Here is a 21,229-nt window from a genome sequence, read left to right as displayed (position 1 = left end):
GAGTTCTCCGTTTCGTTTATGCCAACTCGAAGGTATGCAATACCGAGAGTATCTGATACCGTCGGTTTTGTGAACCCTGCTACATCTATTGATCGGCGCTCAACGCGCTGGGATGATCACCGTGAACAGCGACGTGCAGAGCTCATCGACGTCGCTCGCAAGCTTATCCACTCCGATGGTCCTGACGTGACCATGGCCGCGATAGCTGCCGCCAGCGGCACATCCAAGTCGATTGTGTACAGATATTTTCAGGATAAGGACGAGCTGAAACAGGCGCTCGGGGAGTCGATCCTGACACGCATGACAAACAAGCTCGAAGAAGGCGTTCGGGCCGGCTCAACCCCGGAAGAATCCATTCGCACGATGGTGCGCATGTATGTCGATTCCGCCGCGAGTTCGGTCAACGTCTATCACTTCGTCATCCAACCCTCTGATGGACTGTCGCAGTTCCTCGAGGACTGTGCGGCTCTTGTCGCACAGTCGATGGAGGGGATCCTCACCGGCGACCGGCTACACGCTTGGTCAGTCGGAACGATCGGATTCGTCAATGCCACGTTCCAGTGGTGGATGGATTCGGATCACAGCATCAGTAAAGACCAGATCACAACATTCATCGTTTCTGCACTGCTTTCGGGAGTTCTCAATGACGACAACGCTACCCCCAGTGCCCTCCGGGGCACCCTCTGACAGCGCCGCCTTCGCGGCCCACTCCGCCGGCCCCATCGCCGCCAACGAATCAAGCGGCCCGCCCGCCGAATCTCACCTCCACGTCGATGACGCACACCATATCGACGTCAAGGGACTGACCAAGATCCTCGACGGCCGATGGGCGGAGATGAGGGCGTGGGGCAGAGAGATCTCTGCGGATCCTGCGTTCGCACGTCCGATGGACGTGTCGAAGGAAGAGCATCGCGCGATGACTCTCGAACGCCTCAAGGAGCTGGCGAAGCGCAACTGGTCGGCGCAGATGCTGCCCGAGTCTCTCGGCGGCGACAACGATCCCGGCGGCAATCTCGCCGCGTTCGAAGAGCTCGTTGCCGCTGACCCGTCCCTCCAGATCAAGGCAGGCGTCCAGTTCGGGCTCTTCGCCTCGGCGATCCTCCACCTGGGGACGGAGGAGCACCACAGGAAGTGGTTGGCGAAGACGATGAGCCTGGAGCTGCCCGGCATCTATGCCATGACCGAGATCGGCCATGGCTCCGACGTGTCAGCGGTCGGAACGACAGCCCTCTACGATGCCGACACCGAAGAATTCATCATCCAAACGCCCTTCCGAGCGGCGACCAAGGACTACTTGGGCAACGCGGCGCTGCACGGACACGCGGCCGTCGTGTTTGCTCAACTCATCAGCAAGGGCGTCAACCACGGGGTGCACTGCTTCTTCGTCCCGATTCGGGAGAACGGTGAAGTCCTCCCCGGCATCTCCATCGAGGACGATGGCCAGAAGGGCGGCCTGAACGGCATCGACAACGGCCGCATCGCCTTCGATCACGTCCGAGTTCCCCGGACGAACCTGCTCAACCGCTACGGCGATGTCGCACCCGACGGCACGTACACCTCCCCCATCGCCTCCCCGGGGCGGCGATTCTTCACGATGCTGACAACTCTCGTCCAGGGACGCGTCTCACTCTCGGGCGCCGCTATCAACGCGGCCGAACTCGCTCTCGGCATCGCCATCACCTACGGCAGCCAGCGCCGACAGTTCGCCGACTTCACCGGAATCAACGAAGTCGTCCTCCTCGACTACCAGCTGCACCAGCGCCGGCTGTTCCCGCTCCTGGCGAGAACCTATGCGGCAGCATTCGCCCAAGAGAACCTCCTCCATGCCTTCCACGAGGTCTTCAGCGGCGAGAACGACACCGATGAGAATCGGGAGGACCTGGAAACCCTGGCGGCCGCACTCAAGCCGAACTCGACCTGGCTCGCCCTCGATGCGATCCAAACCTCTCGCGAGGCCTGTGGTGGAGCAGGTTACATGGCTGAGAACAGGCTCGTGGGACTGCACGATGACCTCGACATCTACGCGACCTTCGAGGGGGATAACCACATCCTTCTCCAGCTGGTCGGCAAGCGCCTCCTCGGCGAATACGCGAACTCGCTCAAGGGCATGGATGCTGGCGATGTCACGAAGTTCATCACCTCTCGGGCAGAAACCATCTCGGCCCGGCACACCCCATGGCGCCGCCTCCTCCAGTCCGCATCCGACCTCGGCTCGGTCCGCCGTACCGCGGCGTCCCTCAGGGATCCGGATCTCCAGCTCGAGCTCATCTCGACCCGGGCCGAATCCATGGTGGAAGAGTTGAGCCTCAACCTTCGACAGGCTCCCAATATGCCGAAGGAGAAGGCTGCGGCCCTCGTCAACTCCCATCAGGTCGAGCTCATCGAGACCGCGAAGGCGCACATCGATGTCATCCTCTTGACAGCCTTCAACGAGGGCTTGGCGAAGGTCGAGGATGAGGCTACGCGAGCGGTGCTCGTCCGCCTGAGGGATCTGTTTGCCCTCACCACGATCGAGCGCGAACTCTCTTGGTACCTCATGAACGGTCATCTTTCCCTTGGCCGTGCGCGGACCCTATCCGACTACATCGCACGCCTCCTGACGAAGATCAGGCCGCACGCCCTCGACCTCGTGGCGGCCTTCGGCTACACGCAAGAGCATTGGAGGGCCCCCATATCCTCCGGGCTCGAACGCGAGCGGCAGGTCCAAGCCGCCGAATACTATCGTCACCACCGAGCATCCAACAATGCCCCCATTGACGAGAAGGTGCTCTACAAGCGGAACCTCGAAACGAAGAAGCGCATGAAATAGCGGGATGTGGCGCGGGGGGTCTCGGCACGCCGGGACCCCCGGCCCGGCCTAGTCGCAGAACGACATTGCGGTGCTGACGGAACAGCCTTCGAGCAGCGATCCGAGACCATCCGCCTGCGGATGCCAGGAAGTTGTGCCGCACAGATATCACCGACTGTCAGCCGCGCACCAGCATCTACACTGGCACCATGAGTGAGAGTGTTCGTGTCGATGTGTGGCTGTGGGCTGTGCGCCAGCTCAAGACCCGCACACTAGCGACCAACAGTTGCAAGGCCGGCCACGTCCGCGTCAATGGCGCCCCGGTGAAGGCCAGCCATAAGGTGAAAGTGGGAGACGAGGTGAGGTTGAGGATCGAGGGGATGGATAGGATCCTCGAGGTCACCAAGCTCATCGTCAAGCGCACGAGCGCGCCGCTGGCCCAGGAGTGCTACATCAACCACACGCCCGAGCGCGCGAAGGTCTATATCCCGCCCCTTTTTATCCGCGAGCGCGGAGCGGGGAGGCCCACGAAGAAGGATCGCCGCGAACTCGACCGGCTCCGGGGCATGGAATCGAACTGGGGACGACTGGAAGACTAGTCGACCGCATATCCACACCTGCCGCACCTCTCACCTCCTGAAAAACACCGGTGTCATTTCATGAAGGGCATGTTTCCCACAGCGTTATCCACCGTAAATCCTCCATTGTCCACAGGTTTTCGCCACTTTTCCACCAAAAACGATGAGTTATCCACAGGCTCTCTGTATAATATCCACGGGAACTGGGTATGTGTTTCCGGTAGTGTCGGACCATGCGAGACCTTCAGAAAGAGATCATTGGTGACCTGGGCGTCAAGCCCGAGATCGATCCGGCTTCCGAGATCGAGGATCGAGTCCAATTCCTGACGGACTACCTCATCAAAGCGAGAGCTCGAGGATATGTTCTCGGGATTTCGGGCGGCGTGGACTCAACGCTCGGCGGGCGTCTCGCCCAACTGTCCGTCGAGCGAGCCCGTCAGCAGGGTCATGATGCAAGCTTCGTGGCCGTTCGACTTCCCCATCACGTGCAGTCGGACGAGTCGGACGCTCAGGCCGCGATCGAGTTCATCTCCCCCGACCGCCGCGTCACGTTCAATATCGGACCCGCTGTCGACGCTTTCGAGAAAGAATATGGCCTTGGGGTCGATGCTCGCATGTCCGACTTCACCAAGGGCAACGCCAAGGCGCGTATGAGGATGATGGCGCAGTATGCCGTGGCGGGAGATACTGGGATGCTCGTGGTGGGTACTGATCACGCAGCGGAGGCTGTGACCGGTTTCTATACCAAGTATGGTGACGGGGGCGTCGACATTGTTCCCCTTGCGGGCCTCGACAAGCGCCAGGTGAGACTCCTGGTCAAAGAGCTGGGCGGCCCGGAAGAGCTGTGGAACAAGGTGCCGACCGCTGATCTCCTCGACGAGAACCCCGGGCGAACCGATGAGGACGAACTCGGCCTGACCTACGAGAACATTGACGACTATCTCGAGGGGAAGACGGTCAGCGTCGAGGTCGCAGAACGCATCGAGGCCTACTACCTCAGATCACGGCACAAGCGACACATGCCGGCAGCAATGTCAGACACGTGGTGGAAGTAAATTCGCTAGAGCCAGAACATCTGAGCGATCATGTTTCGGTGGCTGCCCTCTGAGGGCAGCCACCGGTCTTTAGGCGTGCTGGTCCTCTGCAGGGTCTTCCGGCTGCACTGTCCACTCTGGCGGCACGTCTACGCCGTTCTCCTCGTCGCGTTCGGAGTCTTCGGCGGTTTCGTGGATGATTCCTTGCGCGTGGTGGACCGGGGCATAGACGGTGTAGAGCCGCAGCGGCTCATCACCGGTGTTCTTCACGTCATGCCACTTGCCTGCCGGCACCTGGATCGACCAGCCGTCAGAGACCTCCTGCTCGAAGCTCAGGTCATCTTCAGCGTCTCCCATGACGCACAGTCCCGTGCCGGCGTCGATCCGCAGAAACTGATCGGTCTCGGGATGCACTTCGAGACCGATCGAGCTGCCGGGCTCGATGGACATGAGAGTGACCTGGAGGTACTTCCCCGTCCACACGGTCGTCCGGTAATTCTCGTTCTTCCGTGTCGCGGTCTCGATGTCGAAAGCGTGCGGGTTCGGTCCAATATCCTTGATCATGACAGCCTTCTTTCGTAGTCACGCCATTCTATCCGGGGCACGGACACACGGCACGACGAACCGCTGCTGTCGAATACGAAACTCGGGACACCGATAAACGATGTCCCGAGAGCTGGTGCGCAAGGGGGGAGTTGAACCCCCACGCCCTTTCGGGCACACGGACCTGAACCGTGCGCGTCTGCCTATTCCGCCACTTGCGCAATGCTGGTCACCAGCTCGCTTAGCTTACCTTGATCAGTGCGCTCTCTCAAACTTGCGACGTTGTGAAACCGGCGACGTCCACTGATCGCACGATTTGCACGTTCTCCCCTTGGCGTGACCAAAGTGGGTTGTTGTCAAGGAAACACGGGGGATAATGGAGAAGCAGAGAAACCATCGCGACGAACGAAATGCCCCCGGGACTCCCCGCCATGGTCGTTTGGGACGAGTTTCCTACTAGTCTTGACCTAGGTTTGTTTGTCTGGCCTACAGTCTTCGGAAAGGGGATGTGAGGTGGGAGCTTTCGGCAAGTTCGAGCGCGGCATTGAAAATGCCGTGAACTCCGTCTTCAGTCGCGCCTTCAAGTCTGAGGTGAAGCCCGTCGAGATCGCGTCGGCGCTCAACCGTGCAATGGACGAGGGGGCGGCTGTCTATTCGCGTTCGCGCACGATCTCCCCGAACGAATTCGGCGTGCTCCTCTCGGTTGATGATTTCGCCAAGATCGACCAGTGGGGCAAAGAGGCGATCGAGGAAGAGCTCATCGACCACGCCGTCACTTATGCCACCTCGCAGGGTTATACCTTCCTCGGTCCCTTGAGAATTTCGTTCGAATCAGATGAGGAGGCGGGCACCGGAACCGTCCGGGTCACCTCTCAAACCGTACGAGGAGCTGTTGCACCCGTGACCAATTCTGTTCCTTCTCCCGCAAACCCGATCATCGACGTCCAGGGCCAGCGCTATCTGCTCACAGGCCCCGTGACCATCATCGGGCGCGGATCCGACGCTGACGTCGTCGTGGACGATACCGGGGTTTCGCGTCACCACCTCGAGCTTCGGGTAACACCGAGGGGCGTGATCGCCACCGATCTCGGATCGACCAATGGGTCATTCGTCGAGGGCCATCGCATCAGCGCCGCAACGCTCGTCGACGGCAACACGGTGACGATCGGGCGAACCCGGATCATGTTCTGGACGAGCCCGGAGAACTACGCATGAGCGACCTGGTCCTGACAGTTCTCCAGCTGGGCTTCCTCGTCCTGCTGTGGGTCTTTGTCTTGTCGATCATGTCAACCCTGCGAAAGGACATCTACGGGGTTCGAATCCCCCGCCGGCCTCGTCCCATTTCTCCTACTGCCTCTGCTGGTTCCAGGAAGTCACCGTCGCCGAAGCCGAGAGGCGTTACCCCGACGAAGATCCTGGTGACCGGCGGGCCTCTTGCGGGGACGACGGTCCCGCTGGGGAACTCCTCCGTGATCGTGGGACGCTCCCCTGATTCAGCGCTCGTTCTCAACGACTCCTACTCATCCGCCAGGCACGCTCGATTCTTCGTGTCGGAAGGCCAGTGGTTTGTCGAAGACCTCCAGTCGACCAACGGCACGTTCGTCCATGGCCAACCGATCGACCACCCTATGCCCGTGAAGGCCGGTGACTCGGTCACGATCGGCCAGACGACCTTCACGCTGCAGAGTTAGGGACACCATGTCTGTTCACCTCCGTTTCGCTGCACGATCCGACATCGGTGCAGTTCGCAGGAACAACCAGGATGCTGGTTACGCCGGGCCGCACCTGCTCGTCATGGCGGACGGCATGGGCGGGGCGGCGGGCGGCGACACTGCCTCGAGTGTGACGGTGTCGATGCTGGCAGCACTCGACGATATCCATCGGGCCGAAGATCTCCTTCCGTTGCTGCGCGACGCAGTGACCGGCGCTCATGACGAACTTGTCGACATGGCGGAGCGCGATAGAAGCCTCAAGGGCATGGGAACCACCTGCATCGCCATTCTCCGATCCGGCAACAAGCTCGCCATGGTCCACATCGGCGATTCCCGCGCATATCTCCTTCGCGGCGATTCCCTCATCCAGGTCACCAAGGATCACACTCTCGTCCAATATCTCGTCGACCACGGGCAGATCACTCCTGAGGAGGCAGAGAATCACCCGAAGAAGAACGTGATCATGCGCGCTCTGGGCGACACGGAAGGGGAGGTCGAGCTCGACGAATCCGTGCGGGAAGCCGTGGTCGGTGATCGTTGGCTGCTCTGCTCCGATGGTCTCTTCGGGGTTGTCTCGAACGAGACGATCGCGCACACCATGATGCACTACCAGAACCTCGACAAGTGCGCTGACCGTTTGATTGAACTTGCGCTAGCAGGAGGGGCACCCGACAACGTGACCGTTGTTCTTGCCGATGTCCTCGACGACCGTGATGTCACGGCCGCTACCGCGCCCTCCACCTCGCCCGTTGTCGTGGGCTCGGCCGCCTCACTCTTCCACGATGGAGCGTCGAATCATCTCGAACGCACAGCCGTTCGCAGCGATGCGGACGAGCCGGCTGCTGCCGTCAAGAGGAAGTGGCCTGCCCGTGTCGCGGTCATCTTCGGTCTGCTCCTCCTCGTCGGCGGGGGCCTGTTCGGCGGATGGTTCTGGACGCAATCCCAGTATTACGTGTACGCCGCAGACGGCAATGTCGGGATCTACCGGGGAGTGCCGCAATCCGTGGGACCGTTCGATCTATCCCACCTGGAAGAGCGCTCCGCGATTCGCATCGACGACCTGACCGACACTGCGCAGCGTCGACTGCGCGAACCTGTCACGCTGTCATCACGAGCCGATGCAGAGCAGTTTGTCGCCGAGCTCGAGGAGCGCTTCCTCAAAGACGTGACAGACGAGCCCACGACCGAGCCCACGACCGAGCCGGCATCGCCGTCGGAGGATCCGACTCCACCGACGCAGAGCGGCAGCGGCAGCCAGCCTGGGGAGACACCGTGACGGCGGCTCCCCGCGCGGCCAGTCCGGGACGTCTCCCGGAGTTCCTCCTGACCGTGATCGCGGTCCTCATCGGGGTGGGCGCATACGCGCTCGTCAACCTCGGCGCCGAGGGAAGCCTGCCTGGCAACTTCGTCATCATCTCGGCTGGGGCGCTTGGTGTCGCTCTGACCGCCCATCTCCTCATACGCTGGGCGGCGCCCTATGCCGACCCGGTTATCCTTCCCTCAGCGCTAGCGCTCAATGGGCTTGGCATCGCCGTCATCGACCGTCTCGACATTGCCAAGAACACGTCTCACGCGAGTTCACAGGCTGTCTTCACCCTTCTTGGACTGACGGTTGCTGTCCTCACCGTCGTCGTTCTGCGCGACCACCGGATTCTGCGCCGTTTCACCTACACGTCACTCGTCATCGGTGCCCTGCTGCTCCTCCTTCCGCTGATTCCCGGCTTGGGTCGAGAGATCTACGGCGCACGGATCTGGATCAACATCGCTGGCTTCTCGTTCCAGCCTGCCGAGCTGGCGAAGATCTTCCTCGCCGTCTTCTTCGCCGGTTACCTCGTCGTGAACCGAGACAATCTTGCTCTTGCGGGCCCAAAGTTTCTTCGACTCCAACTCCCCCAGCTCCGCCACCTGGCCCCTATCCTGCTCGCGTGGGCCGTCTGCATCGCCGTCCTCATCTTCCAGAAGGATCTCGGCACCTCGATCCTGTTCTTCGGGCTCTTCGTGTCGATGCTCTACGTCGCGACCGACCGTCTGTCGTGGATGATCATCGGCGGGCTCCTCGCCCTCGGCGGCGGATTCGTCGCATTCCAGGCCTTCCCGCATGTGACTGCCCGTTTCACCGTGTGGCTGAACGCAATGGACCCGGACGTGTACAACGCACCTTTCGGCTCTTACCAGGTCGTCCAGAGCAACTTCGGCATGGCATCCGGCGGCCTGTTCGGCGCCGGTCTCGGCCAGGGCTATCCAGGCATCGTCCCCCAGGCAAATTCAGACTTCATCATCTCCAGCATCGGCGAGGAGCTGGGAATGATAGGCGTCTTCGCCGTCCTCTCCCTCTATCTGGTCATCGTTGTGCGGGGCTTGCGCAGCGCCGCCTACGTCCGGGATGGTTTCGGGAAGCTTCTCGCGTCCGGCCTGTCGTTCGTCATTGCTCTTCAAGTGTTCGTCGTGGTCGGAGGCGTGACTCGTCTGATCCCGCTGACCGGCCTCACGCTTCCGCTCGTCGCACTCGGTGGGTCCTCCCTGCTGTGCAACTGGATCGTCATCGGTCTGCTGTTGCGCGTCTCGAATGCTGCCCGCGAACCGCAGATCAGGTCGTCCGAGCCGCTGCCGCCCGCCTGGGAGTACGACGGCGGCGGCGAGCCCCCTCATGATCTGACTCCGCGCAGCCCTTCGTCCCCAGCCGATCGACAGGAGACTCAGGCGGTGCAGCTGCCATGAATCAACCCATCCGACGAATAGCCACGCTCACGTGCCTCATGTTCCTTGCACTGCTCGTGTCCGTGACCATGATTCAGTTCGTTCGCGCTCCCGAGCTCAACGCTGACGCCCGCAACTCCCGCACGATCTATGAGGAGTACGGCCGCGAACGAGGCCCGATCATCGTGGCTGATCAACCCGTCGTCACGTCCGAACCGGTCGACAATCTCTACAACTTCCTGCGCACATACCAGCAGGGGGAGCTGTACGCCCATTCGACCGGCTACTTCTCGGTCGCCTTCAACTCCATCACCGGGGTCGAACGTTACGAGAACAGCGTCCTCGGCGGGTCCTCCCAGTCCCTCGCACTCCAGCGGCTGAAGGACCTCATCACGGGCAACGCCCAACGCGGCGGGGGCGTCGAGCTCACTCTCGATCCTGACGTCCAGCAGGCCGCTGTTGACGCCCTGAACGGGCAGCGCGGCTCAATCGTCGTCCTCGAACCCGACACCGGCCGCATCCTTGCCATGGTGTCGATCCCGAGCTACGATCCGAACCTCCTCGCAACCCACGACGCCGAGGCCGCACGAGCGAACTACGATGCACTGGTCGCGGACGAGACTCAACCCCTCATCAATCGCGCAATCGGCGGGGATCTCTACGCCCCAGGGTCGGTCTTCAAGGTTGTCACAGCGACGGCGATGCTGGAGAACGGCTATCAGCCAAACGATCTCATCGACGCACCGACGGAATACACTCCGCCGGGTACGACTCACGCGATCAACAACCCTGGCGAACTCGCCTGTGGGGACGGATCCGGGCAGGCGACGCTCCTTCAGTCCCTCCGCCAGTCCTGCAACACTCCGTTTGCGATCGCGGCAGTCGACTTGGGCGAAGACACGGTCCGGGAGCAGGCGGAAGCCTTCGGCTTCGGCCAGTCACTCTCTATCCCGATGACTGTCACTCCGTCACAGTTCCCCGACACTGCGACGCAGGCCGAGCTTGCGCAGAGTGCGTTCGGACAGTTCGATGTTCGTGTGACTCCGATGCAGATGGCGATGGTCGCCTCCGCCATCGCCAATGACGGGTCACTCATGAAGCCCTACCTTGTGGATCGGACCCTGTCTGCCGACCTTGGTGTCCTCAGCGTGACGAATCCCGAGGAGTACTCGGTTGCCATGAGCGAGAACACTGCGCAGCTGATGACGGACATGATGGTCGATGTCGTGGCGAACGGGACTGGTTATCGGGCACAAATCCAGGGTGTCGAGGTTGCCGGCAAGACGGGTACCGCAGAGATATCGACGACAATCCCCCCACATGCCTGGTTTATCGGGTTCGCTCCGGCCGATAATCCTGAGGTGGCGATCGCGGTCGTCGTGGAAAACGGCGGCTACCAGGGTTTTGGTACTGACGGCGGGTCTCTCGCCGCCCCCATGGCGCAGTCGGTCATGCTGGCCGCGCTATCGGATTAGGTGTAACGAAAGGGAAAACATGGTGGACCAACTACCCCGAATGCTGGCAGACCGTTACGAGGTCGGTCGGCTCATCGGGCGCGGCGGCATGGCTCAGGTGTACATCGCTTACGACACCCGTCTTTCGCGCACCGTAGCCATCAAGATCCTGCGATCCGACATGGCAACCGATGACACGTTCCTCGCCAGGTTCCGTCGCGAAGCCCAATCGTCGGCGGCTCTCAATCATCCGTCGATCGTCGCCGTCTACGACACGGGTGAAGAAGACATCCAGACGAACCAGGGCACGATCACGCTCCCGTTTATCGTCATGGAGTACGTGAACGGTCAGACGGTTCGCGACCTGCTGGCCGACGGTGACCCGATTCCGATCGACGAGGCCGCACATGTCGCGGCCGGCGTGCTCTCAGCACTCGAGTATTCTCATCGCGAAGGCATCATTCATCGCGACATCAAGCCGGGCAACATCATGCTCACCCCAGACGGTTCGGTCAAGGTCATGGACTTCGGCATTGCGCGCGCTCTCGCTGACGCACATTCCACGGTCACCCAGACGAACACGGTGGTGGGTACGGCTCAATACCTATCGCCGGAGCAGGCCCGGGGCGAAGTCGTCGATACTCGTTCTGATCTCTACTCGGCGGGATGCTTGCTGTACGAGATGTTGACGGGCAAGCCCCCCTTTACCGGCGATAGCGCCGTTTCGGTTGCCTATCAGCACGTGTCGGAGGTTCCCGCGCCGCCTTCCTCTGTCACTGCAGACATTCCTGACAACATCGACCGTGTCGTGCTCAAGGCTCTCTCGAAGACCCGGGAGGATCGTTATCAGAGTGCCGCTGAGTTCCGTGCTGATCTGCTGTCCGCGGTCCGCGGGCAGGCGGTGGGTGCTCCAGCGACAACTGCCTATGCGGTGCCTGCCGCGGCGGCCACGGCTGTCTTGGGGGCCGCCGCCCCCGGCTCCATCCCGACAGCGGCGTCTGCTCACACAGGCAATTACCCCCCGTATGAGACGGGCCAACTGCCCGCCCAGCAGCAGAAGTCGAACAATGGGTGGCTGTGGGCAGTCATTGTTCTTCTCCTTGCGGTGCTCGGTTTTGTGGCTTTCCAGGTCTTCGGCAACGATGATCCTCCCGAGGAGCCGACGCCGAGCATTGAGCTCGTCCAAATCCCCAACCTTGAGGGCATGAACCAACAGGAAGTCCGCAATGCTCTAGCGGAGCAGGACTTGGACATGACGATCGCGGAACCCGTCGAATCCGACGAGATCGACGCAGGGTTGTTCGTGTCTGCGAATCCCCCGGTGGGTTCTCAGGTTGAGAAGGGCTCGAGCGTTGAGGTGACGTTCTCGGCAGGGGTCGGGGAGGCCACCGTTCCCGACGTGACAGGGCTCAGTGTGGAGGCCGCCCGTCGCGCCATCGAAGACGAGGGGCTGATCTGGGGAACGACGACGACGGTCGACAACAACCCGACCTACGACGAGGGCGAAGTCGTCTCCTCGGATCCTGCGCCGAACTCCCGGGTGCCGCGACAGACGGTGGTCAACGTCGAGGTCTCCTCGGGCCGAGTCACGGTCCCCAACCTTTTGACCCTCAATGTCGACATCGCGACTGCCGAGCTGGATGCTCGGGGCCTGAGCTATCGGATCGAGCCGCAGGAGACAGCGGATGCTACTCCGGACACGGTGATCGGACAGGATTATCGTGAGGGGTCGATCGTCACGACCGGCACTCAGATCACGATCACGATTGCGAAGGCTCCCCCGGTGACCGAGGAGCCCACGACAGAGCCTCCCGCGACACCCACGCCGACGCCGACCCCGACTCCCGAACCATCGGACGAGCCGTCGGAGTCGCCGTCACCGTAGAGGACTGGGAGGGGAGCATGGCTCTCCTCCCAGATCTCTATCGGGCGGGCTGCTAGCCGCGCTGAATCAAGGGCGCTAGGCCGGCAGAGCGCGATACTGCCCGATCATCACCGGTTATCGCCAACCAGTTGGCGAGCATGCGGTGTCCGCCCTGCGTGAGGATGGATTCGGGATGGAACTGGACCCCCCACAGGGGAAGCGAACAATGCTGGACCGCCATGATGACCTCGCCGCGGGCCGAGAGAACGCTCGCCGTCACCTCGAGTTCGTCCGGGTTGGTACCGTTCTCGATCGCCAGCGAATGATAGCGGGTGACCTCGAGCGGACTGGGAAGCGACTCGAACACGCCGGTCCCGTCGTGGTGGATGTGTGACGTCTTGCCGTGCATCAGTTCCGGGGAATGTGAGACGACGCCCCCGAAGACCTCCGCGAGCGCCTGGTGTCCCAGGCATACGCCGAGAACGGGTTTCTTCGTTTCCGCGCAGTAGCGGATCATGTCGATCGAGACGCCGGCATCCGCCGGCGCGCCCGGGCCGGGCGATATGAGGACACCATCGTAGTCTTCCGCGTCTTCTGCTTCGACCTGGTCGTTGCGGACGATGTCGACGGTCGCTCCGAGCTGCTGGAGATAGTCGGCAATGGTGTAGACGAACGAGTCGTAGTTATCGATGACAAGAATGGTGCTCATTAGCCGACCGTGTTCTCTGAGATGGGGAGGTTCTCTGCCGCCCAGGGGAAGACCCAGCCGAACAGGACGACGATGACGAGGGCTGCAAGGATCATCATCTCGATGATCTTGAACCATGTGGGGCCTGGGAGCCGACGAAAGAGGGCCGAATACATCACAGCTCCTTCGGGACGCCCTCGGAGCGGGGCATCCAATAGTCGAGTTCTGCGTACGTGATCCATCTCTGGTTGGAGACGAATGGGGGGTGACAGGTTGTGAGCGTGAGATAGTGACCGTCTGCTGCGGCACCAGGATCACCCGGGACTGGGGCGAGTACCTCGACTGCGCTGGGTGCCACGATCTCGTGCTCGGTCACGCGATAGACATAGAAGTTGTCGGCTGTCTCCACGATCAGGGGAGCTCCGATCTCGAGGTCGGGCTGGGCCCACAGCGGCGCACCGTAAGTCTGTCGGTGTCCCGCGAGAGCGAAGTTGCCGGGCTCTCCCGGGAGCTGGGTCTCCGGGTAGTGGCCGAGGCTGCCCTGATCGAGGATGGTCCTGAGGTCGACGCCTTCGGCGATGCCCACCTGGTAGTCGTCGCCGAAGGCGGGAACGTGGAGGATCGCCCAAATGTTGTTTGTTCCGATGGTGGGTCTGATGCTGTCCACATCGACCACGGGAGGGTCGTCTCGATGCTCGGTTCCGATGCCGTCGCCGCTGTCGGCGACCTCGTCATAGAAGTTTCCGACGAGCCGCGCCTGCTCCCGCCCGGCAATGATGTCGGTCCACCAGACCTGCCAGAGAATGAAGAGGAGGACGACGACGCCGGCGGTGATGAGAAGTTCACCGGTCACACCGAGTACTCTCGAGAAGGCTGACGGTTTGGCCTTGGCGTGTCGGCGCATCGGTGCCCCTCCTCAATTCCGCGTTGGTCCAGTTAAGATTATGCCATCCCTAAACGAAGGAGCGAACATGCCCGAGTCCAGGCGTCGCAAGGCCGCAGTCCAGAAGAAGCGCGCGCAGCGCGAGCTTGAGATCGAGAAGAATCGCGAGCCGCAGTCATCGCCGCGATGGTGGGCACCGCTCATGGTCGGACTCATGGTCCTCGGCCTCATCGTTGTCGTGACGGCCTACGTGACGGGCGGCAACTGGCCGATCCCGTTCGAGAACGGCAACTACAATCTCTTCGTCGGTTTCGGTGTCATGATCGTCGGTTTCCTCATGACACTCGGCTGGAAGTAGGGTTATGGAGCAATTCGCCAAGCTAGCCATCGGATCCATTGCCCCCGACCCGGATCATCCGGCGCTGGGGCCTCTCGCCCAGGCGAACGCCGACGGGACGCTCTACACGCTGACCGATCAGGATCTGCCCGGGCGGTGCATCGACGGTCGGCGCCCCACGACGCCGTACGCCCAGATCGTGCCGTGTGCGCCCGGGGGTAGTTTGAGCCTCCTTGTCGGGCTGGCGGCTACGCGTGGTGCGACTGATCCGATGTGGGGGGCGTCTGAGCTGACGACGAAACTCACGTGGCATGGCACCGAGGGTGCCATCCATGTCGGGCCGGATGACAGGTCGAGCGGCTGTGGAGCGCTTGACTGGGTCTCCTCCATCATCGACTTGGCGAATGATCATGAGGCTCTCGTGCGGGAGGTTGCGGAGGCTCTCGATATGCCGATGGCGACCGGTTATCCTCTTGCATCGCTCGCCGGGGAGAAGCTCGACTCGGCTGGCATCTACCGCATGTTCGATGACCAGCCCCATACGACAGTCACGCCGCTGCGCGGGTTCCATTCCGAGATCGCGATCGTCATCAACCATGAGAAGGGGACGACGATCGACCAGAACACCCTCGACCGTCTCGGCCATATCGACGTGTTCGACGTCGATGCGTGGTCACTCGAGGTCGGTGCGGACTGGTTGGCCGACAATTACGGGGTTGACCGGAATCGGGCAGCGTCCGCCATGTCGGCTTTCACGATCGCGGCTCTCGCATTCCTTGCCCAGCCATCCATGACCGTCATGCATCACAACTAGGGTGTGGCGGGGCCTGCCGCGAGGATGTGGACCCGTCTCATCTCGGCTTCGCGCTTCGACATGACGTCCTTCCCGAACGGGAAGCAGGTGATGGGGATCATCTTGATGTTGGCGATCGCGAGCGGGATCCCGATGATGGTGAGTGCCTGGACGACGGCGGTCGTCAGGTGTCCGAGAGCCAGCACCCATCCCGGGAGCAGGAACCAGATCACGTTCATGATCGTGCTGGCTGTTCCGGCGTCGGGCCGTTCGACGACGACTCGGCCGAAGGGCCACAGGACGAATCCGGCGATGCGGAAGCAGGCAATGCCTGCGGGGATCGTGATGATGAAGATGATGGCGAGTACGCCGATGACGATATATTCGAGGAAGAGCACGAATCCCCCGAAGAAGAGCCAAATCGCGTTGAGCAAGAAACTCATGGTCGTCCATCCTGTCATCACCGATATAGTGCCAAGAATACGCGGAAACAGGGCAGATGATCGCCATTCTTACGGACGTCCCGCACCTCTTAATCTCGGTCGAGCCTCGTAAGCAGCGGCAGGATGTCAGTGATGATCCTGTCCGGTTCGTGACTGTCGGCAACGACGACACCGTCCTCGTCACCCTCGAGCGGCTCGAGTACGGCCAGCTGGTTGTCGAGCTGATCGACCTTCATGAAGTGCCCTGCTCGCTTCATGAGACGTTCGCGTACGGTTTCGTCGGGTGGGGCGATATGGACGAAGAAGACACGGCCACCCCCCTCCCGCAGAACATCGCGGTAGCGGCGTTTCAGGGCGGAGCAGGCGACGACGGTGGATGTGCCGGCTTCAGCCTTCTCTGCCATCCAGTCTCTGATCGCCGCCAGCCACGGTGCCCTGTCCTCGTCCGTCAACGGTTCCCCACGACTCATCCGGGCTCGATTCTCCGCACTGTGGAAGTCGTCTCCCTCCGCGAAGGCAAAACCGTCCAATTCACGTGCAAGACGACGGGCTAGAGTGGATTTCCCTGTCCCTGCCACTCCCATGCACACGATATGGACCACCATCACAGGTCCTCGAAGTAGGGCCCCTTGGCGGCAAGCTCGGCACGGAATGCGGACCCCCAGCCCACCCATGGCTGCGCTGACAGGTAGTCGTTCGTGAAGCGGGGATCGGACGATACTTCCGTCTCGCAGAAATCGGGGATGGTGAGGTTGACGACGGGGCCTGTGCGCTCACATTCGGCGATGACGAGTCCCGCGTTCTGTCCACCGAACTCGTCGATCTCCCAGCCATCCTCTCCAAGCCACACGGAGTGGCGGTTCTTGATGACAATGGTGGGGCACCGTTGGAGGATGGAGATGGCGACGGCACTGTCGAGCTGCTGGTCGAGTTCGTAGCGCTGCGCGGACACGGGCGGAGATTTCACGGTGATCCATGCGCCGCTGAGCGAGCCCTGGAGGCCTGCCAGGATGCGTCGTTCGAACGCGCCGAAGCGGTCGACATCCGGGTTGAAGCCCGAAAAGTCGATCGCGGTATCACGAACGGTGACACGGACCCGGATCGCATATCCATCCTCAGCAAAAACGTAACCCTGGATGATGAGGGTGTGGTGGGCGTGTTGAACAACGTCCGGAAGTTGGGAGACGTAGAACTTTCGCTCAAACTCGAAGATCTGTTCAATCGGGTCAATGTCCATATTTGTGATCTTATCTTTACTCTCCGATCCATGAAATTGGGACGAAGTGCCGCTCTTGTTCGCCGTACGCGTGGCACCATGGAGACATGCCACAACTAACTGGAGCAGACGTCACCGCAGCGGCGGGACGCCTCGGACCCATGGTCCGACGCACGCCGCTGGAACTGTCTCTTCGGCTCTCTGGCATCCTGCACGGGGACGTGCTGCTGAAGCGCGAAGATCTCCAGGTCGGCCGATCATACAAAGTTCGGGGCGCCTACAACTTCATTTCCACCCTCTCGGAGGAGGAGCGTTCCCACGGCGTCGTCTGCGCTTCAGCCGGCAACCACGCCCAGGGTGTGGCTTTCGCCTGCCGTCAGCTCCGGATCCACGGACGAGTCTTCCTGCCGTCCACAACACCCCGCCAGAAGCGTCGCCGCATCCAAGACATCGGCGGGCCCTGGATCGAACAGATCATCGGGGGCGATTCATTCGATGAGGCATCGTCCGCGGCCCAGGCTTTTGCCGAGCAGAGCGGCGCGATCTATGTCCATCCCTTCGACGATCCTCGGACCATTGCCGGCCAGGGCACTGTCATCAAGGAAGTCTTCGAGCAGGCCTCCGTGCGCCCACGGACCGTGATCGTTCCGATCGGGGGCGGCGGTCTCGCCGCCGGTACCGCTATCTGGGTCAGGGAGAACTATCCGGACACGACCATCATCGGCGTGGAGCCTGCAGGTGCGCCTTCCATGCAGGTGGCGTTGGATGAGGGGCGGCCCGTCAAGCTTCCATCGGTCGATGGCTTCGTCGACGGGACTGCCGTCGCACGCGTCGGCGATATCACGTTCCCGATCGTCCGCGATCTCGTCGACAGGATCGTTCCGGTGCCCGAGGGTGCCGTGTGCACGGAGATGATCGAGCTCTACCAGAGCGATGGCATCATCGCCGAACCTGCCGGGGCGCTGGCCTCGACCGTTGTCGCCCTCGGTCTCGTGACTGCCGCCGACGGTCCCATCGTCTGCCTCGTGTCGGGCGGCAACAACGATCTGTCCAGGTACGATGAGATCATTGAACGATCCGCGGTCCACGAGGGATTGCGGCACTACTTCTTGGTGACATTCCCACAGCAGCCCGGTGCTCTGCGCCATTTCTTGGACGACGTCCTGTCCGAGGGTGAAGACATCGTCCTGTTCGAATACACCAAGAAGAACAACCGAGAAACGGGCCCGGCGCTCGTTGGCATCGAAATCGATGTCCCGACGCGTATCACCTCTCTGCTGGAGAGGATGGAGGCGTCACCGCTGGTAATCGAGAAGCTCGAACCGGACACCCCCGCGTTCAGTTTCCTGCTCTGAAGGAGAACATCATGACCGACCTGCCCACGTTCGAAGACGTCGCGGCCGCCGCGGCCCGCATCAAGCCCTACACGCACGAGACCCGTGTTGTCGGTTCTCGGCTGCTCAACCGGTATCTCGGAGTTGAGGTGCTGATCAAGTGCGAGAACCAACAGCGTGCCGGTTCGTTCAAGTCCCGCGGCGCTTTCAATGCTGTCCTGGCCCGCGCCGAGCGGGGTCTCGTCTCCAAGGATCGCGGCATCGTCACCTTCTCGTCGGGCAACCATGCGCAGGCCATGGCTCTCGTCTCCTACCAGCTGGAGATCCCCGTCGTCGTCTTCATGCCGACGGATGCTCCCAAGGTCAAGGTCGATATGACGAAGTCCTATGGGGTTGAGGTCCGCATGTACAACCCTGAGACGGACAACCGGATAGAGATGGCGCAGCAGCTCGCTGCAGAGCGGGATCTTGAGATCATCCCCTCGTTCGATGATCCGGATATCATCGCGGGCCAGGGCACGGCGATCATGGAGCTTATCCGCGAGGTCGGCCACCTCGACGATGTTGTGCTCCCTGTCGGTGGGGGCGGCCTGATCTCGGGTTCCGCTCTCGCATCGAAGGTCTTCAACCCCAACGCAGACGTGTGGGGTGTGGAACCGGAGAACGCGAACGATGCTCAGCAGTCCCTCGCGAAGGGTGAGGTCGTGACGATTTCGGCTCCCACCACGATCGCGGACGGTGCTCGTGTCCGCCACATCTCTGAGCTCACTCTCGAACTCATGCAGAAGCGCGTGGACGGGATCATCACCGTGTCCGATGACGAGATCTTCACGGCGATGAAGCTCGTGGCGGACCGCCTCAAGCTCGTTGCCGAGCCGACGGGCGTCCTCGGCCTCGCCGGCATCAAGAACCTTGTCGCCTCAGGCCAGATCGAGCGCGGTTCCCGCGTCGGCGTCGTCCTCTCGGGCGGCAACGTCGACCTGGACACCTTCGCCTCCTGCATCTCCAAGCCCGATGATGCTCTGGCGCAGATGCAGGCCTGGAAGCAGTGACTCTCGACCCCCGGCTCACCGCTGGGCAGGATTCGCCTCCCGCCGGCAGGAGCCGGGGGTTACTCGTCACCGTCGCGATCCTCTTCGTCACGGTGATCGTGCTGGTTGTCGCGCTTGTCCTCGCGCTGGGCGATGGCGGCCCGCAGGACGGAGCGGCCCCTGATGAGTCGACGTCCGCACCCGAAGCCGAATCGTCTCCGACGAGCCCTGCCGCTCTCAGTCCCGAGGAGACGGTGGCGCTCCTCATGGCGCAGCAGCGTAGGGATCCGGACGATCCCTACGCCCTCGGCGACGTCGACGCGGATATCGTGATCGTCCAATACGCCGACTACCGCTGCGGGTACTGCGCTCTGTGGCACGTCGAGGTGGCGCCTGCTCTCGATCCGTATATCGAATCGGGTCAGGTTCGCTTCGAGTACCGTGATCATCCGGTTCTGGGAGATGCCTCCGTCTATGCCGCCCTTGCAGCAAGAGCTGCGGGGCAGCAGGGCCTCTTCTGGGAATACGGGGACGCTCTCTACAGAGACGCCTACGACGGCTTGGACCCCGCCTATGACCGCAGTTATTTCCTTGAGGTGGCGGAGCGTGTCGGCGTGGCCGACCTCGAGGCCTTCGAGGGTGCCTTGACGGACTCGGACGTGCTCGGCGACATCATGGCATCACGCGACGAGGCCCTGTCTCTCAACATCACCGGCACCCCCACGTTTATCGTCCACGACACACTGGTGCCAGGGGCCCTCGGTACGGACCAATTCCTTGAACTCGTGGAACTTAGGTTACCCTAAGTTCGTTAGGGTAACCTAAGTTCGACTGAGAGGATTGGCCATGACCGTCATCAAAATCAATGCCATCGATGTTCCCCTCGAGGCTGGAGACACCCTTGCCGAGCGTTTCGCCCCTCGCGTGCGCTCCATGGAGGGGATTCCCGGCTCTGAGGGCTTCGAGCTCTTCCGGCCGGAAGATGGTCGCACCACGTGGCTGGTCGTCACCCGGTGGAGCGATGAGGAGTCATTCGATGCGTGGCGCAACTCGCAGGCCTTCCGCGAGAGCCACACGCGTGCGAACGGCGTGAAGCCTGTGGGCACGAAATCCGAAATTTGGAACTATTCAGTAGCGGTGAGAAGTGATCAGTAAAGCAATCAAGCGCGGCTTCGCGAAACTCGTTATCGCAGTCATCCCCTGGACTGTCAAGGTCGAGCAGTGGCCCGAGAAGTCGATCATCATCGGAGCCCCGCACACGTCGAACCTCGACGCTGCGGTGATGGCTCTGATTATGTGGCGCGAAGGCCGGTCCTTCAACTTCCTCGTCAAAGACGAGGTCATGAAGTACCCGGTGTTGAAGTCGATCGTTCGATGGCTGGGCGGCATTCCCGTCAACCGCCGCGAGTCGACCGGGGTCACGACGAGCGTGGCACGGGCCGTGGCGACGTCCGAGACATTCACCCTCTGCATCACACCCAAGGGCACCCGATCGAAGCGTGACTTCTGGAAGTCCGGTTTCTATCGAATGGCGTACGAGAACAAGCTTCCCATCACCTTCGGCTATGTCGACGCCTCGACGAAGGTCTTCGGCACAGGCCCCACCTTCGAACCGACGTGGGATATCAAGGCTGATATGGAGGTCATCCGCGCGTTCTATGCCGGGAAGACGGGCTTCAATCCCGAGAAGACCTCCGTTCCCAGGCTGCGGGCAGAAGAGGACCCGGAGGCCGCCGCCTACCTGCTCCGCCCTATCGCGGACGAACCGCTCTCGTAGCGTTATGCGCCCCGCCCGGGCGGGGCGCAACGTCTGCCCGCCATGCAGTAACGGAGG

At 61.9% G+C, this 21,229-nt stretch carries 24 protein-coding genes and 1 tRNA gene; 17 read left to right on the top strand and 8 right to left on the bottom strand.

Annotated elements, in window-relative coordinates:
- Nucleotides 1-69: 69 nt before the first annotated feature.
- From H2O75_RS00265 to nadE, 4 genes are all read left to right on the top strand, one after another.
- Nucleotides 70-687, top strand: coding sequence for a TetR/AcrR family transcriptional regulator (locus H2O75_RS00265; RefSeq protein WP_204736181.1), 618 nt, complete (start codon nucleotides 70-72; stop codon nucleotides 685-687).
- Complete coding sequence (locus H2O75_RS00260; RefSeq protein WP_182172045.1) at nucleotides 644-2,809, top strand: acyl-CoA dehydrogenase family protein; 2,166 nt, start codon at nucleotides 644-646, stop codon at nucleotides 2,807-2,809. The genes H2O75_RS00265 and H2O75_RS00260 overlap by 44 nt, the downstream gene beginning before the upstream one ends.
- A 188-nt stretch (nucleotides 2,810-2,997) precedes the next feature.
- Entirely contained in the window at nucleotides 2,998-3,387 is a 390-nt protein-coding gene (locus H2O75_RS00255; protein ID WP_182172043.1) for an RNA-binding S4 domain-containing protein, read from the top strand.
- Between the two features lie 212 nt (nucleotides 3,388-3,599).
- Nucleotides 3,600-4,421, top strand: coding sequence for an NAD(+) synthase (gene nadE, locus H2O75_RS00250; RefSeq protein ID WP_182172040.1), 822 nt, complete (start codon nucleotides 3,600-3,602; stop codon nucleotides 4,419-4,421).
- Nucleotides 4,422-4,490: 69 nt separating this feature from the next.
- Here nadE and H2O75_RS00245 read toward each other — a convergent pair whose 3' ends face one another.
- Both H2O75_RS00245 and H2O75_RS00240 read right to left on the bottom strand, forming a co-directional pair.
- Nucleotides 4,491-4,964, bottom strand: coding sequence for a cupin domain-containing protein (locus H2O75_RS00245; RefSeq protein ID WP_182172037.1), 474 nt, complete (start codon nucleotides 4,962-4,964; stop codon nucleotides 4,491-4,493).
- Between the two features lie 113 nt (nucleotides 4,965-5,077).
- Nucleotides 5,078-5,164 (bottom strand) — tRNA-Leu (locus H2O75_RS00240).
- A 292-nt stretch (nucleotides 5,165-5,456) separates the two neighbouring features.
- On the opposite strand from H2O75_RS00240, the gene H2O75_RS00235 reads away from it, so the two are divergent.
- The 6 genes from H2O75_RS00235 to pknB are packed head-to-tail and all read left to right on the top strand — an operon-like array spanning nucleotide 5,457 to nucleotide 12,691.
- The gene (locus H2O75_RS00235) at nucleotides 5,457-6,158 is read left to right on the top strand and encodes an FHA domain-containing protein (protein WP_182172034.1); all 702 of its coding nucleotides are present in this window, start codon (nucleotides 5,457-5,459) and stop codon (nucleotides 6,156-6,158) included.
- Nucleotides 6,155-6,634 (top strand): FHA domain-containing protein FhaB/FipA, encoded by a 480-nt coding sequence (locus H2O75_RS00230; protein ID WP_182172031.1) that lies wholly within the window; start codon nucleotides 6,155-6,157, stop codon nucleotides 6,632-6,634. The genes H2O75_RS00235 and H2O75_RS00230 overlap by 4 nt, the downstream gene beginning before the upstream one ends.
- A gap of 7 nt (nucleotides 6,635-6,641) precedes the next feature.
- Nucleotides 6,642-7,931, top strand: coding sequence for a PP2C family protein-serine/threonine phosphatase (locus tag H2O75_RS00225; RefSeq protein WP_182172028.1), 1,290 nt, complete (start codon nucleotides 6,642-6,644; stop codon nucleotides 7,929-7,931).
- Nucleotides 7,928-9,373 carry an FtsW/RodA/SpoVE family cell cycle protein gene (locus H2O75_RS00220; RefSeq protein WP_182172025.1) on the top strand — a complete coding sequence of 482 codons (1,446 nt, stop codon included), beginning with the start codon at nucleotides 7,928-7,930 and terminating at the stop codon, nucleotides 9,371-9,373. The genes H2O75_RS00225 and H2O75_RS00220 overlap by 4 nt, the downstream gene beginning before the upstream one ends.
- Nucleotides 9,370-10,827, top strand: coding sequence for a peptidoglycan D,D-transpeptidase FtsI family protein (locus tag H2O75_RS00215; protein WP_182172022.1), 1,458 nt, complete (start codon nucleotides 9,370-9,372; stop codon nucleotides 10,825-10,827). The genes H2O75_RS00220 and H2O75_RS00215 overlap by 4 nt, the downstream gene beginning before the upstream one ends.
- A gap of 19 nt (nucleotides 10,828-10,846) precedes the next feature.
- Nucleotides 10,847-12,691, top strand: coding sequence for a Stk1 family PASTA domain-containing Ser/Thr kinase (gene pknB / locus H2O75_RS00210; protein ID WP_259365258.1), 1,845 nt, complete (start codon nucleotides 10,847-10,849; stop codon nucleotides 12,689-12,691).
- A gap of 52 nt (nucleotides 12,692-12,743) precedes the next feature.
- Here the strand turns inward: pknB and H2O75_RS00205 are convergent, their stop codons facing one another.
- The 3 genes from H2O75_RS00205 to H2O75_RS00195 are packed head-to-tail and all read right to left on the bottom strand — an operon-like array spanning nucleotide 12,744 to nucleotide 14,262.
- Nucleotides 12,744-13,379, bottom strand: a complete 636-nt coding sequence (locus H2O75_RS00205; protein WP_182172019.1) for an anthranilate synthase component II — start codon at nucleotides 13,377-13,379, stop codon at nucleotides 12,744-12,746.
- On the bottom strand, nucleotides 13,379-13,534 hold the full coding sequence (locus tag H2O75_RS00200) for a hypothetical protein (protein ID WP_182172016.1): 156 nt from the start codon (nucleotides 13,532-13,534) through the stop codon (nucleotides 13,379-13,381). The genes H2O75_RS00205 and H2O75_RS00200 overlap by 1 nt, the downstream gene beginning before the upstream one ends.
- Nucleotides 13,534-14,262, bottom strand: a complete 729-nt coding sequence (locus H2O75_RS00195) for a class E sortase (RefSeq protein ID WP_182172013.1) — start codon at nucleotides 14,260-14,262, stop codon at nucleotides 13,534-13,536. The genes H2O75_RS00200 and H2O75_RS00195 overlap by 1 nt, the downstream gene beginning before the upstream one ends.
- 67 nt (nucleotides 14,263-14,329) lie before the next feature.
- On the opposite strand from H2O75_RS00195, the gene H2O75_RS00190 reads away from it, so the two are divergent.
- Both H2O75_RS00190 and H2O75_RS00185 read left to right on the top strand, forming a co-directional pair.
- The gene (locus tag H2O75_RS00190; RefSeq protein ID WP_182172010.1) at nucleotides 14,330-14,599 is read left to right on the top strand and encodes a cell division protein CrgA; all 270 of its coding nucleotides are present in this window, start codon (nucleotides 14,330-14,332) and stop codon (nucleotides 14,597-14,599) included.
- A gap of 4 nt (nucleotides 14,600-14,603) precedes the next feature.
- Complete coding sequence (locus tag H2O75_RS00185) at nucleotides 14,604-15,392, top strand: cadmium-containing carbonic anhydrase (RefSeq protein WP_182172007.1); 789 nt, start codon at nucleotides 14,604-14,606, stop codon at nucleotides 15,390-15,392.
- Here the strand turns inward: H2O75_RS00185 and H2O75_RS00180 are convergent.
- From H2O75_RS00180 to H2O75_RS00170, 3 genes are all read right to left on the bottom strand, one after another.
- Nucleotides 15,389-15,814, bottom strand: a complete 426-nt coding sequence (locus H2O75_RS00180) for a YccF domain-containing protein (RefSeq protein ID WP_182172004.1) — start codon at nucleotides 15,812-15,814, stop codon at nucleotides 15,389-15,391. The two genes, H2O75_RS00185 and H2O75_RS00180, sit on opposite strands and share 4 nt — an antisense overlap.
- Nucleotides 15,815-15,903: 89 nt before the next feature.
- The gene (locus tag H2O75_RS00175) at nucleotides 15,904-16,419 is read right to left on the bottom strand and encodes a gluconokinase (RefSeq protein ID WP_182172001.1); all 516 of its coding nucleotides are present in this window, start codon (nucleotides 16,417-16,419) and stop codon (nucleotides 15,904-15,906) included.
- Nucleotides 16,419-17,051 (bottom strand): CYTH domain-containing protein, encoded by a 633-nt coding sequence (locus H2O75_RS00170; protein ID WP_182171998.1) that lies wholly within the window; start codon nucleotides 17,049-17,051, stop codon nucleotides 16,419-16,421. Before H2O75_RS00170 ends, H2O75_RS00175 begins: the two co-directional genes overlap by 1 nt.
- A gap of 86 nt (nucleotides 17,052-17,137) precedes the next feature.
- Between H2O75_RS00170 and ilvA the strand changes: the two genes are divergently transcribed.
- Genes ilvA through H2O75_RS00145 form a run of 5 tightly spaced genes read left to right on the top strand, consistent with a single transcriptional unit; the run spans nucleotide 17,138 to nucleotide 21,172 of the window.
- Complete coding sequence (gene ilvA / locus H2O75_RS00165) at nucleotides 17,138-18,385, top strand: threonine ammonia-lyase IlvA (RefSeq protein ID WP_182171995.1); 1,248 nt, start codon at nucleotides 17,138-17,140, stop codon at nucleotides 18,383-18,385.
- An 11-nt stretch (nucleotides 18,386-18,396) separates the two neighbouring features.
- Nucleotides 18,397-19,416 (top strand): pyridoxal-phosphate dependent enzyme, encoded by a 1,020-nt coding sequence (locus H2O75_RS00160; RefSeq protein WP_182171992.1) that lies wholly within the window; start codon nucleotides 18,397-18,399, stop codon nucleotides 19,414-19,416.
- Nucleotides 19,413-20,201 carry a DsbA family protein gene (locus H2O75_RS00155; protein WP_182171989.1) on the top strand — a complete coding sequence of 263 codons (789 nt, stop codon included), beginning with the start codon at nucleotides 19,413-19,415 and terminating at the stop codon, nucleotides 20,199-20,201. The genes H2O75_RS00160 and H2O75_RS00155 overlap by 4 nt, the downstream gene beginning before the upstream one ends.
- Nucleotides 20,202-20,241: 40 nt before the next feature.
- Nucleotides 20,242-20,550 (top strand): antibiotic biosynthesis monooxygenase family protein, encoded by a 309-nt coding sequence (locus tag H2O75_RS00150; RefSeq protein WP_182171985.1) that lies wholly within the window; start codon nucleotides 20,242-20,244, stop codon nucleotides 20,548-20,550.
- Complete coding sequence (locus tag H2O75_RS00145) at nucleotides 20,540-21,172, top strand: 1-acyl-sn-glycerol-3-phosphate acyltransferase (RefSeq protein WP_259365257.1); 633 nt, start codon at nucleotides 20,540-20,542, stop codon at nucleotides 21,170-21,172. The genes H2O75_RS00150 and H2O75_RS00145 overlap by 11 nt, the downstream gene beginning before the upstream one ends.
- Nucleotides 21,173-21,229 lie beyond the last annotated feature (57 nt).

The sequence above is a fragment of the Flaviflexus equikiangi genome (assembly GCF_014069875.1).
Taxonomy (GTDB): Bacteria; Actinomycetota; Actinomycetes; order Actinomycetales; family Actinomycetaceae; genus Flaviflexus; species Flaviflexus equikiangi.
This window is presented reverse-complemented; position numbering and strand designations above follow the sequence as displayed.